A 15,512-nucleotide genomic window follows, 5' to 3' on the forward strand; every position below is an offset into this window, starting at 1 on the left:
ATTAATCCTTTGAAATTATAGTACTGGAAGCCTGGGCGGTTGGCATCACCGTAAGATCTGCAATATTTACATGATAAGGCCTGGTCACTACAAAATGAATAATATCTGCAATATCTTCCGGCTGTAAAGCTTTAAATCCCTGATAAACCTTTTCAGCTCTGTCTGAATCTCCTTTAAATCTCACATCGCTGAATTCTGTTTGTGTTAGTCCAGGATTTACCGCTCCAACTCTGATTCCGTTTCCGTTGAGGTCTATTCTCATTCCCTGGTTTATTGCATCTACGGCATGTTTGCTGGCACAATACACATTTCCATTAGGATAAACTTCCTTTCCGGCAGTAGATCCTATATTGATAATATGCCCCGATTGTCTATCGATCATTCCCGGGATGATTGCTTTGCTAACATATAATAATCCCTTGACGTTAATATCGAGCATCGCGTCCCAGTCATCTATGCTGCCCTCCTGAATTGGATTCAGGCCGTGAGCATTTCCGGCATTATTCACTAAGATGTCAATTTCTCGAAATTCCTCAGGCAGGGAAGCTATTTTTCCAAACACATCTTCTTTGTTCCTCACATCAAAATTGAGGATGTGTACCGAAGTTTCTACAGATAATTCATTTTTTAATTGTTCCAGACGTTCTAAACGTCTTCCGCAGAGAATGATCTTAAATCTTTCAAGAGCAAATCTAATTGTGGTAGATTTTCCTATTCCGCTTGTGGCACCAGTGATCAGGGCAGTTTTCATAATTTCAATTTTGTTTTCTAATGTAAGAAAGTATTAATTAGCAATTATCATAAGTCTATTAAAGCATGGTTAACTTCCGTTAAAAATAGTTAAATCTGATGCCTTGAGTAAAATCTTGCACAGAGGTTGCCGTTATCCTGACTGAACTAATAAAATCGACTTATGAGATATTTGAAAAATGGAACTTTAAAGAGTTTAATGATCGCAACTTTTATATCGTTGGGATTGGCTAGTTGTAGCGATGATGATTCGGGTGAAGCTACTACAGGTGGTACTGCAAACATGACGGTTAGAATGACCGATGCTCCCGGAGATTATGATGAAGTGAATATTGATGTACAGGACGTGCAGATCATGGTTGAAGCAGATGCAGATGTTGAGGCTGATGTAGATGCAGACGCAGATGGATGGGTAAGTCTTAATAATGTTGAAACAGGTGTATACGACCTGCTGGAGCTTACCGGAGGGATCTCTCAAATTCTTGCAGATTCAGAAGTACCTGCAGGATATGTAAGCCAAATGAGACTTGTGCTTGGAACAGAAAATACTGTAGTAGTTAATGGTGAGGTAAAATCATTGAATACTCCAAGTGCTCAGCAATCTGGATTAAAACTACAATTGAATCAGGAATTGGAAGCAGGCGAGAATTATGCTTTCCTTCTGGATTTTGATGTGGAGGAATCTATTGTGGCCACAGGAAACGGAAGCTATAACCTTAAACCGGTAATTAGACTAAGCGCTGAAGCTGGTGCTGGAATGGTTATAGGTACAGCGGTAATTCCGGCTTCTATAGAGACGAATGTTCAGAGTCTTGTGAAAATAAGCAATGAGAGCGCAACTATTTCTGCTTATACAGATGCTGAGGGTAATTTTGCTTTGAATGGTGTTCCTGCCGGGACCTATGATCTTGAGATTATTCCTGAAGCTTCTTCTGGTCTTACTGTATTTACAGTGAACGATATTGAAGTGAAACCAAATGAAACAACAGATCTTGGCGAGTTAGAACTCTAAGAGAATCCTGAAAATATTTATTTAAAAGGCAGTGTTTAAAAGCACTGCCTTTTTATTTTAACCAAAATTTAACAAGCCTAAACCCAATAAATATCCAATTTGCGACGCTTACTACAAGTACGTATATTCACGACATCAAAATTCGAAAATCATGATGGAAAACGATTCATCTGTTGATATTGCCAGTATTAACGAAAAAATTGAAAGAGAGAGTGCTTTTGTAGACCTGCTTACCCGCGAAATGAACAAGGTAATTGTAGGGCAAAAACACATGGTAGAACGCTTGCTTATAGGCTTGCTGGGACAGGGTCATATACTTCTAGAAGGTGTGCCCGGTCTTGCAAAGACTCTGGCGATTAATACCCTATCCCAGGCAGTACACGGAAGTTTTAGTAGAATACAGTTTACCCCGGACCTTTTGCCCGCAGATGTCGTAGGTACCCTTATTTATAACATGAAGGTGAGCGACTTCAGCATTAAAAAAGGACCGATTTTTGCAAATTTCGTCCTTGCAGATGAGATTAACCGTGCTCCTGCCAAGGTTCAATCGGCTTTATTGGAGGCGATGCAGGAAAAGCAGGTGACCATCGGCGATGAAACCTTTATATTAGATAAGCCATTCCTGGTAATGGCTACTCAAAACCCTGTGGAGCAGGAGGGGACTTATCCTTTACCTGAAGCTCAGGTAGACCGGTTCATGTTGAAAACAGTGATCAAATATCCTCAAATGGCTGAGGAACAATTAATCATAAGGGCCAATTTAAAAGGTACCTTTGAAAAGGTTAATCCGGTAGTGGATCTGGAGCAAATTTTACGTGCTCAGAGTGCTGTTCGCGATGTTTACATGGACGAAAAGATTGAAAAGTATATCCTTGATATCATATTCGCCACCCGTACTCCGGAAAAATACAATCTTGAAGATATTAAACCTTTGATCAGTTTCGGAGCTTCCCCAAGGGGAAGTATCAATCTTGCCATTGCTTCAAAATGTTATGCTTTTATAAAACGTCGGGGCTATGTAGTGCCTGAAGATGTTCGTGCTGTAGTTCATGATGTGCTTCGCCACAGAATAGGACTTACCTATGAAGCTGAAGCTGAAAATATAACTTCAGAAGATCTTATAGATAAGATTGTAAACGAAATAGAAGTACCATAAATTAGTTAACAGTAATCAGTGGCAGTAGGCATTAACTAAAACTGCCCTCTGAAAAATTTGACTGCTCACTGAAACTGAAAACTGTCTACTGAAAGAAATGGATACAAAGGAACTCCTTAAAAAAGTTAGAAAGATTGAAATCAAGACCCGAAGACTGAGCGATCATGTCTTTGGCGGGGAATATCATTCTACATTTAAGGGACGAGGGATGACCTTTAGCGAGGTACGCGCCTATCAGTTTGGAGATGATGTAAGGAGTATTGATTGGAACGTGACCGCCCGCTATAATGAACCTTTTGTAAAAGTATTTGAAGAGGAACGAGAGCTTACCATGATGCTGATGGTGGATGTGTCAGGGTCTGAAATGTTTGGTACGCAACAGCAGATAAAAAAGGAGGTAATTACTGAGATCGCAGCTACTCTGGCCTTTTCTGCAACCAATAATAATGATAAGATCGGTTTGCTGCTGTTTACAGACCAGATCGAATTATATATTCCTCCAAAAAAGGGAAGATCTCACGTACTTCGAATTATTAGAGAGTTACTGGAATTTAAACCTGTAGGTAAGAATACCGATATCAAAGCTGCCTTAAAATATCTTTCTAATGTTATGAAAAAAAAGGCGATCGTCTTTTTACTTTCAGATTTTATGGCAGACGACTACCAGCATACTCTGAAAATTATCGCGGGTAGACATGATATGACTGGAATAAGGGTGTTCGATAAAATGGAAGAGAGCATTCCAAATCTTGGGTTAGTACAGATGTTGGATGCGGAAACCGGTAGTTACATAAATGTGAACACAGGGTCAAAATCTGTGAGAAGATCTTATTCAAAATATTATACCGATCGTGTGAATTACTTTCATCAGAGTTTTTCACTGAGCGGGGCGGGAATTATTAATACCCGCACAGATGAGAGTTATGTGAAAAAATTACTGGGCTATTTTAAAAGAAGAGCTTAAAAGGAAAAATGTTTAAAATTAACGATAAAACATATTCAAAATTTAATATCTCAGGAGGCCTGGGATTTCTGTTTTTTATAAGTTTGCTTTTTTCTTATTCAGGTGCCTCTGCACAATCGAAGGTATCTGCTTCGATCGATTCTACAAGTATAAAGATTGGGGAGCAGATCAAATATAAAATAGAGGTAGCCTCAAATCCTGAAGACCTGGTGGTTTTTCCTGAAGGAGAAACTTTTTCACCTCTGGAACTGGTAGAATCTCTGGAAATAGATACCCTTAGAAAAAATGGGAATTATAGATTATTAAAAGAATATTTTCTCACGAAATTCGATTCCGGGAAGTATGTTATCCCAAGCCAGGAAGTTTTAATTAAAAGCAAATCCTATTACACAGATTCGATTGCTGTTGAGGTGAATGATGTGATTGTAGACACCACCAAACAAAAACTATATCCCATTAAACCATCGGTGGATGTTTCGGCCGGTTTTAGCATTCCAGATTGGGTGTGGTGGTTGCTGGGAATATTTTTGATCGCCGGGATAGTTGCGTTTTTAATTATCAGAAAAAAGAAAAAGGACGCCTTAGAGCCTGAGTTGCCTCCCTACGAAGAGGCCATGGCTGAACTCCAGAAACTGGATAATTCACATCTCCTTGAAAATAGAGAGATCAAGGAATATTATTCTCAATTGAGTTTTGCGGTTAGAAAATATCTGGATAGAAAAATCTATGATCATGGCCTGGAGCGAACCACGAATGAGTTGATCCTTTATTTGCGAGCACAGAAGGATGCCGGTAAGCTGAAATTGACTGATGGAACCATCAGCGATTTTGAAAGAATTTTGCAGAGAGCCGATCTTGCTAAATTCGCCAGATCTAAACCTGATGTGATCACAGCAAAGGAAGACCGTTCCAAAACTCAACATATTATTGATGATTTACGAGCTTCCGTTCCAGAGCCTACACAGGAAGAACTACTGCGGGACGAAGCATTTATAGCGGAACAGGCTAGAAAACGAAAAAAGCGGAGGATAATAATTGGTATTGTCGCCGGGGTCGTGATCATAATATTTGGAGTTACGGCACTTATAGCCACTAAGGGTTATACCTACGTGAAGGATACTTATCTTGGGCATCCTACCAAGGAATTGCTGGAAGGGGAATGGATTAGAAGCGAATATGGGAATCCTGCAGTTGCGGTAACCACGCCCAAAGTTCTGGTTCGGGGAGAAATTGAAATGCCCCGGGATGTGCAGCAAATGATGGTGGGTTCTGAAACTTTTATTTACGGAAGCCTTTTAAGCAATTATTACACCACTTTAAGTACTATAAAATTTAAGGGTGAAGTGAAATTTGACCTTCAGAAAGCTGTTGATGGTATTTATACCAATCTTGAAGGTCAGGGAGCTAGAAATATAGTGATGAAGCAGGAAGATTTTACCACTTTGAACGGAGCTAAAGGATTGAAAGTCTTTGGGACTTTAGATGCGGAAAATCCGGTTACCGGAGAATCTATTCCCAATGAATATGTAATCCTGAATTTTGCAGAAAAAGGAGGCTTTGAACAGATTATGGTGATTTATAATGAAAATGATCAATATGCCAAGGAAATTTCCGAAAGGATCATAAACTCAGTAGAAATAAATAATCTGGACGAATAATGTTTGCAAATTTCACATTTGAGAACCCGGAATTCTTCTGGTTGTTTTTGCTGCTTCCGCTGGCAATAGCATGGTATTTCTGGAAACGAAACAAGCAAACCCCGGAATTAAAGATTTCCAGTACCAAAGGATTTAAGGCTAATACGGGAATACTCCCAAAGTTAAGACCTGTACTTTTCGTTTTAAGATTGCTTACGTTGTTGCTTATTATTACGGCCATGGCCAGACCAAGAACGGTAGATGTTTCAACTCAAACGAGCAGCACCCAGGGAATTGATATCGTGATGGCAATAGATGTTTCAGCGAGTATGCTGGCGAGAGATCTTGAGCCAAATCGTCTCGATGCAACAAAGAATGTAGCAGAAGAATTTATTAAAGATCGCCCGGGAGACCGTATAGGACTTGTTGTGTATGCTGGCGAAAGTTTTACCAAGACACCTATTACCAGTGATAAAGCGATAGTCCTGGATGCTCTGGAAGATATTGAGTATAATAATGTGCTTGAAAATGGTACTGCGATCGGGTCTGGTCTGGCAACAGCGGTGAACAGAATTAAAGACAGCGAAGCTGAAAGTAAGGTCATCATTCTGCTTACAGACGGAGTGAATAATGCCGGGTTTATAGATCCAAATACGGCGAGCGAACTGGCGGTTGAATTTGGAATAAAAGTGTATACAATTGGAGTTGGAAGTAATGGAATGGCACTTTCTCCCGTTAATATTGTTAATGGAAGAATTCAGTATGGAAATGTTCAGGTGGAAATAGATGAAGAGCTGCTGAAGGAAATTGCGGCAGCTTCCGGTGGAAAATATTTCAGGGCGACGAACAACGAAAAATTAGAAGAGATCTATGCTGAAATTGATTCCCTGGAAAAAACTGAAATAGAAGAGTTCAGATATTATAATTATGATGAAAAATACCGGCCTTTGGTTTTACTGGCTGGAGGATTATTACTTTTTGAAGTGCTTTTAAGACTCACAATATTTAGAGGTTTTATATAAGATGTTTGTACTGGAAGAAAAAATATGGTTTTGGTTATTGCTGGTGATCCCGGTGATCGTCCTCTTATTTCTCATCTTTATTTTCTGGCAGAACAGAACCCGAAAAAAGTTTGCCGATTCCAGCTTACTGAAATTTCTGGCACCTAACAGGTCACGTTCGAAACCTGTTATCAAGCTAATTATCATTATTTTAGCATTGGCAAGTCTTGTTATTGCGCTGGTTAACCCAAAAATGGGAACCAAATTGGAAACGGTAAAGCGGGAAGGTGTAGATATTGTTTTTGCGATAGATGTTTCCAAAAGTATGGATGCTGAAGATATTGCGCCAAATCGTCTGGAGAAATCGAAGCAGCTGGTGAGCCAGATCCTCACTACGCTGGGAAGCGACCGGGTGGGTATCATTGCCTATGCAGGAGGCGCTTATCCACAACTGCCCATTACAACAGATTTTTCAGCAGCAAAGATGTTTTTGCAGGCTCTGAATACAGATATGATCTCTTCACAGGGAACTGCCATAAGTGATGCGATAGAACTGGCCACCACTTATTACGATGACGATCAGCAAACCAATAGAGTACTTTTCATTATCAGCGATGGTGAAGACCATGAAGGCAATGTTGCAGAAATTACAGAGCAGGCAGCAGAAGAAGGAATTCGTATTTTTACGATTGGAGTAGGAACTGAAAAGGGAGGTCCAATTCCTATAAAAAGAAATGGGGTTGTTCAGAATTATAAAAAAGACAGGCAGGGAGAAACGGTGATCACCAAATTGAATCCTGCAACGCTTCAGGAAATCGCAGAAGCTACCGATGGCAGCTATATTGAAGGAAATATTACCAGCGAGGTAGTGGAATCTGTAAATGAAGAATTGCAGAATATTGAAAAGACAGAATTTGAAGCAAAGCAGTTTGCCGACTTTAAATCTCACTTTCAATGGTTTCTTGGATTAGGTTTGGCATTATTATTTCTTGATGTTTTTATCCTGGAGCGAAGTACCGCCTGGTTGAAAAAACTCAATCTCTTTAACGAAAGAAGTAAAAAAGGAAAGAAAGCAGATGAAGATAAGTAAGAAACATATCATATTTACAGGGATTCTTTTCCTGTTTGGCTTCGTTTCAAGCTTTGCCCAGGAGAAGCCCGAAAAAGTTAAAAAGGAAGCCAATAAATTTATCGCGGAAGCTCAGGAAGCACTTTCTGAAAATGACTTTGCCAGTGCAGAAGCATCGTATAGAAAAGCGATTTCAAAAGATCCTTCAAATTTAAATGCTAAGTATAATATGGGAAACCTATATTATGCCAAGGAAAAATCCCTGAACGCAGAACAGCGGCTCAAGGAAGCAACAGAATTAGAAGCGACAAAGGAAGAAAAACATCGTATTTATCATAACCTGGGTAATTCTTATATGCAACAAAAGAATTATCAGGAAGCGGTAAATGCTTTTAAAGAAGCCCTTCGCAATGATCCTACAGATGATGAAACCAGGTACAATCTTGCTTTAGCCAAGAAGATGCTAGAAAAGGAAAAACAAGATCAGGATCAAAATCAGGATCAGAATAAAAAAGACGACGAGAAGAAAGACGAAAACAAAGATCAGCAGAAGAAAGATCAGAACCAGGATGGTAAAGGCGGTGAAGATGAAAATAAAGATCAGAAGCCTCAGGACGAAGGTGAGAATGAAAAGGATAAAAAGGAAGGCGATCAAAATGAAGATAAGCAGAAAGATGAGGGAGATGAGCAGAAGAAAAATGATGGACAGGGAGATAAAGAAAAGCAACAGCAGCCAAAGCCTACCCAGGGCCAGCTTTCTCCTCAGCAAATAAAAAATTTACTGGAAGCCATGAATAACGAAGAAAAGAAAGTTCAGGATAAGATAAATGCTGAAAAAGCAAAAGGCGTAAAAGTAAAATCTGAAAAAGATTGGTAACGTTTAGACTTATTGTTCGACAAAAAAGATGATTTTATAGGAGGAAAAAGATGAAATTGAGGTATTTAATTTTAAGTTTTTTATTGTTTGCTTCCGGGCTTATTCAGGCCCAGGTGAGGTTTGAAGCGAAGGTAAGCAGGGAAAAGCTGGGAATTAATGAGCGGCTTAGAGTAGATTTTGAGATGAATGAAGATGGCGATAATTTTAATCCACCTTCTTTTGATGGATTTACTGTTATTGGCGGGCCAAACCAGAAGATAAGCACCAGTATTCTTAATGGGAAAATGGCTTATTCCAAAACGTATAGCTTCTATTTACAACCGAAAAAAAGAGGAAATTTAAGCATTGGTCAGGCCGAGATCGTTATTGACGATAAAATCTATAAAACTTCTCCCTTAACGGTTGAAATTACTGCGGCAGTTGATAAACCAACAGATGGAGACAGTTCTGAGATCATTGCAGAGGATAATCTACACCTGGTCGCTGAGGTTTCAAAAGCGACTCCTTATTTAAATGAAGCGATAACCGTTGTTTATAAACTTTATGTGAGTCCGAGGGTAAGCGTGAGCAACTGGAGAGAACTGGATAGTCCTAAATATAATGATTTCTGGAGCCAAAGTATCGATATTCAGCAATTAAGGGTTGAAAATGGTGAATACCGGGGAGAACCTTATCGTTATGTGGTGCTTAGAAAAACTATTCTTTATCCGCAGAAGTCCGGAGAATTAAATATTGAGCCACTTACACTTTCCATCGCAGTAGATGTGCCCAGTGAACGGAGGGATATTTTTGGCAGCCGAATCTATAAAACGGTAAATAAAACCGTAGCAGCAGATAATAAGAAGATCAATGTAAAATCATTACCTGACGGTAAACCTGCAAATTTTACCGGAGCAGTCGGGAAATTCGATTTTAATGTAACTACCAGTAAAGATGAATTGAATGCTGGTGAAAGTCTTCAGGCAAAAGTTGAAGTTCGCGGAAACGGAAACCTTAAATTATTTGAATTACCAGCACTTACAGCACCGGCATCACTTGAGATGTACGACCCAGAGAGAAGTGAGAACGTAAATACCAATTTGAATGGAATGCAGGGAAGCATTTCTGAAACCTATACCGTAGTGCCCACCCAAAAAGGTAAATATCCTATTCCGGCATTATCATTTTCTTATTTTGATCCATCTTCTGAAACCTATAAAACTCAAACTTCAGATGAATTATTGATCAATGTGGAGAAAGGTCCGTTGGCCGGCAATGAGCCTTCAGGAATGTCTGGAGTTAATAAACAAATTGTTGCGATAGAAGGAGATCAGTTCCGATTTATAAAACTGAAGACCAATTTAAGACCTGTGAGCAGTGATGGTTTTCTGGGTTCCTTCGGGTTCTGGAGTGCCCTGGTTCTTCCGCTTGCGGCAATTCCGTTGTTTATTCTCTTCGGAAAAAAGAGAGAAGAGAGAGCTAATGATGTGAGAGGGAACAGGATTAGAAGAGCAGATAAACTCGCCAGAAAATATCTTTCAGAAGCTAAGAAGAACCTGGGAGATCAAAAAGAATTCTACCTGGCTCTGGAGCGCTCTATGCATAATTATCTAAAGGCAAAGCTTAGTATCCAGACGGGGGAAATGAGTAAGGAAAGAATTGCCGGTCTTTTGAACGAAAAAGGAGTAGATGCGCAAACAAATTCTGACTTTATTTCATTGCTGGAAAGTTGTGAATTTGCAAGATATACCCCGGCATCTTCAGATGCGATGCAGCACGATTATGAGAATGCGGTTAATGTAATTTCAACTCTTGATAAACAATTACAGGGATGAAAAAGTTGATATTATTAAGTTTTTTGATGATAAACTTCCTGGGGTTCGCCCAGAACGAGGAATTATTTGACGAGGCAAATTCGGCTTATCAGAGCGGAGATTATGAAGCGGCAGTCACAAAGTTTGAAGCTATCCTGGAAAACGGGGAGGCTTCTGCAGAGCTGTATTTTAATCTTGGGAATGCGCATTATAAAATGAACCATGTTGCGCCAAGCATTTATTTTTACGAAAAAGCACTTCAATTAGACCCTGCAGATGAGGATATAAAAATTAATATTGAATTTGCCCGAAATATGGCTATTGATGATATTGAGGAAATTGAAAAAACCGGTTTCTCTCAATGGTATAATAGTTTGATTTCGACCTTTTCTTTTAGTACCTGGGCCGTGTTGGCAATTGTATTTTCAGTGTTCTTCGTTGCCTTGTTCTTATTATACTATTTTTCATATAGATCTTTATACAAGCGACTTTTCTTTAGTGGAGCCATTTTATTCGTAATTCTTTGTGTAGTTTCTGTGATATTCGCATATCAGCAACAATCCTATATTCAGAATAACCAGTATGCAATAATTTTCAGCGAAGAGGTTGAGGTTCGCAATGAACCAACTCTGCGCAGTGAGCCTAGTTTTGAACTTCACGAAGGCACAAAGGCAAAAGTACTGGAAGATTATCAGGAATGGTCTAGAATTGAACTTTCCAACGGAGCTCAGGGGTGGGTTAATTCAGATGAAATTAAAATGCTATAAGCTTATTTGATGATAGTTTAAAGATTCCGTATAGCCGTTATAGCATAAATTGTCAAAAATCCCTTATTTTTGCAGCCGTGAAGTCATTTGCTTACATATTAGGATTCATATTTATTGCATTTCTTTTGGCGCCAACTACAATTGCGCTAATAGATAGAAATGTAGATATATCTATTGCCTATAAAGTAAATGAAGAAGAGAGTTCTTCAAAAAATCAAATTACTTTAGAATACACAATTGAGGAAATGAGTTCTAATTACGAGAGCATTCATTACCTGCAAATCAGAAAAATTGATGGTCACTATTATAAAGAAAATGGCTATAAAGTTTTCCTCTCCATTACTTCACCCCCGCCCAAAATTGCATAATACATACTCTTAATTTTCGAATGGCTTATGGCCATCCAAGAGGGCTGTAAAGTTCTCTAACAATCTCATTATTTAAAAACAAGATGCAGGTTTTCTAAATCCTGTGTAAACAAGTGTATTATGTTTAAACATCTTAATAAAGATTTCCCGGCGAGTATAGTCGTATTTTTCGTAGCTATTCCCTTATGTTTAGGGATTGCCCTTGCCAGTGGTGCTCCATTGTTTTCCGGATTAATTGCTGGTATTATTGGAGGTATTGTGGTAGGCGCTATTAGTGGTTCCAGTTTGGGAGTTAGTGGTCCTGCCGCCGGACTAGCTGCAATAGTATTGGCAGCAATTTCGAATATAGGTTACGAAAATCTCCTGCTGGCTGTCGTGATTGGTGGAATAATCCAGATTGGATTCGGTTTAATGAAAGCCGGTATTATTGGATATTACTTCCCAAATTCTGTAATAAAAGGAATGCTTACGGGTATAGGGATCATCATTATTCTTAAACAAATCCCCCATTTCTTTGGTTATGATAACGATCCTCAGGGAGACTGGGCTTTTTTCCAGGTAGATGGAGAAAATACCTTTTCTGAAATAATCAACAGTGTTAATAATATTAGCCCGGGAGCGACGCTTATTGCAATAATTGGGATGACGATTTTAGTATTGTGGGAAGCCGTATTATCTAAAAAGGGAAAATTCTTTAAATTGGTACAGGGTCCTTTGGTAGCAGTAGCAGCTGGAATCATTTATTATCTTGTAACACAGGGATCTGAAACCTTTGGAATATCTCCTGAACATCTTGTAAATGTACCGGTACCAGATAGTTTTGATTCATTTATTGGTCAATTTACCACTCCCTCTTTTGAAATGATTGGGACAATGGAAATATGGATCACTGGTTTCACGATCGCACTTGTAGCCAGCCTGGAAACATTACTTTGTGTGGAAGCTACCGATAAACTTGATCCTCATAAAAGAACTACACCCACAAATAGGGAACTTTTTGCGCAAGGAGGTGGTAATGTATTGTCTGGACTGATTGGTGGTTTGCCAATTACCCAGGTAATTGTAAGAAGTTCGGCTAATATTCAGTCTGGAGGACAAACAAAAATGTCTGCCATTTTACACGGATTTTTATTACTGATTTCAGTAGTATTAATTCCAAATATTTTAAATTTTATTCCACTTTCGGTATTAGCGGCTATACTTTTTCTAGTTGGGTATAAACTTGCAAAACCTGCTTTATTTGTAAATATGTTCAAAGCCGGTTGGAAACAATTTGTGCCATTTATCGTAACTGTTTTGGGTATTATATTTGGAGATCTTCTTATTGGTATTGGATTAGGTCTGGTAATTGGAATTTTTGTGATCCTTGTTAAGAGTTATCAGAATTCACACTTTCTTCATATTGAAAAAGAAGAAAATGGAGCTAAAATTGTAAAAATGGAGCTGGCAGAAGAAGTTACCTTCATTAACAAAGGGGCTATCCTGAAAGAGTTGAACAAACTGGAAGAGAATTCCTTTCTTATAATGGATGTCACTAAAACCAGATATCTTGATAGTGATATTATCGAAATTCTAGATGATTTTAAAATTAAAGCACAAGAGAAAAATATCAATATCAAGATCATTTCTGAAAGAGGTATAATTGAAAACCCTGATAGTTATCAGCAGTTCTTTGAATTAGATAAAAAACCAGCTTAAATTTAGGTTTCAGTATAAATATCTGAAGCAACTAAAATTTCAGCATTAATTAAAAAAGCAATTATGATTAATACTATAATAGATAAAGAAAAACAAGATCAATTAACTCCAGATACAGTTCTTACTGAGCTGATGGAAGGAAATAAGAGATTCACAGAAAATAAAATGCACCAGAGAAATTACGCATCTCAAATTGAAAAGACCAGCGGGGGGCAATGGCCTCAGGCTGTAGTTCTGGGATGTATAGATTCTCGTGTACCTGTTGAAACTGTTTTTGACCAGGGAGTAGGTGATATCTTTACAGCGAGGGTTGCAGGTAATTTTGAGAATACTGATATTCTTGGAAGTATGGAATACTCCTGTAAGGTTGCTGGCAGTAAACTTGTACTCGTTCTAGGTCATGAAGCTTGTGGAGCTGTTAAAGCCGCCTGTGACCATGTTGAACTTGGAAATATCACTCATTTATTAAGTAATATCCAGCCTGCTGTGGAAGCCACTGAAACTGACGGGGAAAGAAGTTCAAAAAATGACTCTTTCGTTGCCGGGGTAGTAGAAAACAATGTGAAGCTTACCATGAACAGGATCAGGGAAAAGAGTCCTATTCTTGAGGAGATGGAAAAAAATGGAGAAATTAAGATCGTGGGAGGAGTTTACTCGATTTCCAGCGGAAAAGTTACTTTATTATAAGACATCAAACCAGCCGGAATAGGCTATGAAAAAGAAATTTAAGGTCCGGTGCTGTAAAAGGTACCGGATCTTTTATTTTATTTAAAATCCACTATTTCATCATCATCATTCAAAAGATCTCTTTCCTGTACCTGTTTAATGATAGAGGGCAATACAATGGGTGCGATTCCTTCCACAGGTTCGTACAGGATTGATTCTTCCAGGGTTTTATCTTCAATGATCTCAATTCGTTCATTCGTAGCTTTAAAGAACATGATAATTACACTGGCCACAAAAGCCGACTTAAGCAAGCCAAAAACTCCACCCAGTAATTTATTTACAATCCCAAGAGCCGCAAAAGCAGCGACTTTGGTTAACATTTTACCTGCCAGGGAAACCAGGAATACAATCAATACAAAGGTGATCGCAAAACTGATAAGATTGATATATTGAACTTTCCAATCTACATGATTAGAAAGAAAATTACCTAAAAAATGAGAAAAGTGTACCGCTCCGTAAATCCCGGCTACGATTCCTATAAGCGACGCCAGTTCGGTAAGCAAACCTCTGAAAAAGCCCCGCACCAATCCGTATAAAAGTACCAGGCTTAAAATAATATCCACCGTATTCATAAATCAAATATAATAATTATTAAATCTAGATGGTATCTTTGCAACATGGCAAGAGATGAACAATTAAAAGAGAGATGGGAAAGAGTTCAGAAAAAACTTTCTGATCAATTCGCAGATGGGGAATTAATGGAACTGGATGCTATTATTTACCTGGTTGGAGTCCAGGAATTAGGACAGCCCCACAAAAAATATAAGAAAGATCATAAAATAGATTTAATGCATATCGCTATTTGCACTTTATTAGAGCCTTATGGCTATTATGAATTTGATTTTTTTGATGATGATGGGTGGCCTCATTTTAAGATTAAAGAAGAATTACCAACGCTTAAGGCGGGTGAACAAACAGTTTTAATGAAAGAAGCGATCGTGCAATATTTTATGGAAAAAGAGTATATTTCATAAATGAATCCCGGTATATTTTTTCTTTCTTTTCCGCAGGATAGCGGCCCTATTTATCAGGAAACTTTGGCTGGAAGGTTGCCGGTAGAACCATTTAATACCTACAGCAATATTTTCTTTCTGATCATCATTATCTATTTCTCCCTTAGGGTATATAGCGACTATAAGAATCATAGATTTTTGGCCTGGTGCCTGCCCATACTCTTTTTAGGATTTATAGGGGGTACGGTATATCACGCCACCAGGAGTCACGATGTTTGGATGTATATGGATTGGTTGCCAATCGTGCTGCTTTGTCTGGCCGTTTCGGTCTATTATACCATTAAATTAAAGGCTTCCCGCAAAAAGAGGTTACTTCTTATTTTTTTAGTTCTCTTTTTGGTATTTGGAGTCCGGTTTATTCCATTGGCTCAGCATGTAAAGACTTCAGTAGGATATATTGCTACAGCTTTAGGCCTGCTTCTACCAATCATCACCTATTTTTATACTACTAAAATGCATCATTGGGGTTATATTTTGCTTGCTTTTTTAAGTTTTGGACTGGCGATCAGCTTTAGAATACTGGATAATTTTGTTTACATCATCCCCATGGGAACTCACTGGCTATGGCATACTTTCGGAGCTTTATCTGTGTTTTTCTTAATGAATTATATTTATAATGAAAAGCTCACCCCGGTAAGGCAGAGTTCCAATAAATAGAAATGGAATAAGCTTTTAAAAGAA

The 15,512-nt window shown here is 38.5% G+C and carries 16 protein-coding genes; 14 read left to right on the top strand and 2 right to left on the bottom strand.

The genetic code is table 11. The features are described from left to right. Window position 1: 1 nt before the first annotated feature. On the bottom strand, window positions 2-751 hold the full coding sequence (locus tag LGQ90_RS12055; RefSeq protein WP_229341376.1) for an SDR family NAD(P)-dependent oxidoreductase: 750 nt from the start codon (window positions 749-751) through the stop codon (window positions 2-4). Window positions 752-913: 162 nt separating this feature from the next. Between LGQ90_RS12055 and LGQ90_RS12060 the strand changes: the two genes are divergently transcribed. The 12 genes from LGQ90_RS12060 to LGQ90_RS12115 all read left to right on the top strand — a co-directional run bounded on the left by LGQ90_RS12060 (window position 914) and on the right by LGQ90_RS12115 (window position 13,779). Further along, a complete protein-coding gene (locus tag LGQ90_RS12060; protein WP_229341378.1) occupies window positions 914-1,762 on the top strand; it encodes a DUF4382 domain-containing protein in 849 nt (282 codons plus the stop codon). A 151-nt stretch (window positions 1,763-1,913) separates the two neighbouring features. After that, window positions 1,914-2,918 (top strand): AAA family ATPase, encoded by a 1,005-nt coding sequence (locus tag LGQ90_RS12065; RefSeq protein WP_229341380.1) that lies wholly within the window; start codon window positions 1,914-1,916, stop codon window positions 2,916-2,918. Window positions 2,919-3,015: 97 nt separating this feature from the next. Continuing rightward, window positions 3,016-3,882 carry a DUF58 domain-containing protein gene (locus tag LGQ90_RS12070; RefSeq protein WP_229341382.1) on the top strand — a complete coding sequence of 289 codons (867 nt, stop codon included), beginning with the start codon at window positions 3,016-3,018 and terminating at the stop codon, window positions 3,880-3,882. Between the two features lie 8 nt (window positions 3,883-3,890). Continuing rightward, window positions 3,891-5,540, top strand: coding sequence for a BatD family protein (locus tag LGQ90_RS12075; RefSeq protein ID WP_229341384.1), 1,650 nt, complete (start codon window positions 3,891-3,893; stop codon window positions 5,538-5,540). Beyond that, window positions 5,540-6,541 (top strand): vWA domain-containing protein, encoded by a 1,002-nt coding sequence (locus tag LGQ90_RS12080; RefSeq protein ID WP_229341386.1) that lies wholly within the window; start codon window positions 5,540-5,542, stop codon window positions 6,539-6,541. Before LGQ90_RS12075 ends, LGQ90_RS12080 begins: the two co-directional genes overlap by 1 nt. Window position 6,542: 1 nt before the next feature. After that, window positions 6,543-7,610: a VWA domain-containing protein gene (locus LGQ90_RS12085; protein ID WP_229341388.1), complete on the top strand. Its 1,068-nt coding sequence runs from the start codon at window positions 6,543-6,545 to the stop codon at window positions 7,608-7,610. After that, window positions 7,597-8,466, top strand: a complete 870-nt coding sequence (locus LGQ90_RS12090; protein WP_229341390.1) for a tetratricopeptide repeat protein — start codon at window positions 7,597-7,599, stop codon at window positions 8,464-8,466. The genes LGQ90_RS12085 and LGQ90_RS12090 overlap by 14 nt, the downstream gene beginning before the upstream one ends. Window positions 8,467-8,516: 50 nt before the next feature. Next, the gene (locus tag LGQ90_RS12095) at window positions 8,517-10,280 is read left to right on the top strand and encodes a BatD family protein (protein ID WP_229341392.1); all 1,764 of its coding nucleotides are present in this window, start codon (window positions 8,517-8,519) and stop codon (window positions 10,278-10,280) included. Next, complete coding sequence (locus LGQ90_RS12100) at window positions 10,277-11,026, top strand: SH3 domain-containing protein (RefSeq protein WP_229341394.1); 750 nt, start codon at window positions 10,277-10,279, stop codon at window positions 11,024-11,026. The genes LGQ90_RS12095 and LGQ90_RS12100 overlap by 4 nt, the downstream gene beginning before the upstream one ends. 125 nt (window positions 11,027-11,151) lie before the next feature. After that, complete coding sequence (locus tag LGQ90_RS12105; protein WP_229341396.1) at window positions 11,152-11,394, top strand: hypothetical protein; 243 nt, start codon at window positions 11,152-11,154, stop codon at window positions 11,392-11,394. Window positions 11,395-11,514: 120 nt separating this feature from the next. Continuing rightward, complete coding sequence (locus tag LGQ90_RS12110; protein WP_229341398.1) at window positions 11,515-13,092, top strand: SulP family inorganic anion transporter; 1,578 nt, start codon at window positions 11,515-11,517, stop codon at window positions 13,090-13,092. Window positions 13,093-13,110: 18 nt separating this feature from the next. Next, the gene (locus tag LGQ90_RS12115) at window positions 13,111-13,779 is read left to right on the top strand and encodes a carbonic anhydrase family protein (protein ID WP_341481971.1); all 669 of its coding nucleotides are present in this window, start codon (window positions 13,111-13,113) and stop codon (window positions 13,777-13,779) included. A 77-nt stretch (window positions 13,780-13,856) separates the two neighbouring features. Here LGQ90_RS12115 and LGQ90_RS12120 read toward each other — a convergent pair whose 3' ends face one another. Then, window positions 13,857-14,390: a CvpA family protein gene (locus LGQ90_RS12120; RefSeq protein ID WP_229341402.1), complete on the bottom strand. Its 534-nt coding sequence runs from the start codon at window positions 14,388-14,390 to the stop codon at window positions 13,857-13,859. A gap of 45 nt (window positions 14,391-14,435) precedes the next feature. On the opposite strand from LGQ90_RS12120, the gene LGQ90_RS12125 reads away from it, so the two are divergent. Both LGQ90_RS12125 and LGQ90_RS12130 read left to right on the top strand, forming a co-directional pair. Next, window positions 14,436-14,792: a hypothetical protein gene (locus tag LGQ90_RS12125; protein ID WP_229341404.1), complete on the top strand. Its 357-nt coding sequence runs from the start codon at window positions 14,436-14,438 to the stop codon at window positions 14,790-14,792. Further along, window positions 14,793-15,488 carry a hypothetical protein gene (locus tag LGQ90_RS12130; RefSeq protein WP_229341406.1) on the top strand — a complete coding sequence of 232 codons (696 nt, stop codon included), beginning with the start codon at window positions 14,793-14,795 and terminating at the stop codon, window positions 15,486-15,488. It abuts the gene before it with no gap. The last annotated feature ends 24 nt before the right edge of the window (window positions 15,489-15,512 follow it).

This window comes from Christiangramia sediminis (assembly GCF_020552705.1).
Lineage (GTDB): Bacteria > Bacteroidota > Bacteroidia > Flavobacteriales > Flavobacteriaceae > Christiangramia > Christiangramia sediminis.

Bases quoted from the DNA above. Each gene is read 5' to 3' on its own strand.
- LGQ90_RS12110 (WP_229341398.1), top strand. From the start codon at position 11,515: ATGTTTAAACATCTTAATAAAGATTTCCCGGCGAGTATAGTCGTATTT.
- LGQ90_RS12065 (WP_229341380.1), top strand. From the start codon at position 1,914: ATGATGGAAAACGATTCATCTGTTGATATTGCCAGTATTAACGAAAAA.
- LGQ90_RS12085 (WP_229341388.1), top strand. From the start codon at position 6,543: ATGTTTGTACTGGAAGAAAAAATATGGTTTTGGTTATTGCTGGTGATC.
- LGQ90_RS12120 (WP_229341402.1), bottom strand. From the start codon at position 14,390: ATGAATACGGTGGATATTATTTTAAGCCTGGTACTTTTATACGGATTG.
- LGQ90_RS12075 (WP_229341384.1), top strand. From the start codon at position 3,891: ATGTTTAAAATTAACGATAAAACATATTCAAAATTTAATATCTCAGGA.
- LGQ90_RS12095 (WP_229341392.1), top strand. From the start codon at position 8,517: ATGAAATTGAGGTATTTAATTTTAAGTTTTTTATTGTTTGCTTCCGGG.
- LGQ90_RS12070 (WP_229341382.1), top strand. From the start codon at position 3,016: ATGGATACAAAGGAACTCCTTAAAAAAGTTAGAAAGATTGAAATCAAG.
- LGQ90_RS12125 (WP_229341404.1), top strand. From the start codon at position 14,436: ATGGCAAGAGATGAACAATTAAAAGAGAGATGGGAAAGAGTTCAGAAA.
- LGQ90_RS12130 (WP_229341406.1), top strand. From the start codon at position 14,793: ATGAATCCCGGTATATTTTTTCTTTCTTTTCCGCAGGATAGCGGCCCT.
- LGQ90_RS12055 (WP_229341376.1), bottom strand. From the start codon at position 751: ATGAAAACTGCCCTGATCACTGGTGCCACAAGCGGAATAGGAAAATCT.
- LGQ90_RS12090 (WP_229341390.1), top strand. From the start codon at position 7,597: ATGAAGATAAGTAAGAAACATATCATATTTACAGGGATTCTTTTCCTG.
- LGQ90_RS12060 (WP_229341378.1), top strand. From the start codon at position 914: ATGAGATATTTGAAAAATGGAACTTTAAAGAGTTTAATGATCGCAACT.
- LGQ90_RS12100 (WP_229341394.1), top strand. From the start codon at position 10,277: ATGAAAAAGTTGATATTATTAAGTTTTTTGATGATAAACTTCCTGGGG.
- LGQ90_RS12080 (WP_229341386.1), top strand. From the start codon at position 5,540: ATGTTTGCAAATTTCACATTTGAGAACCCGGAATTCTTCTGGTTGTTT.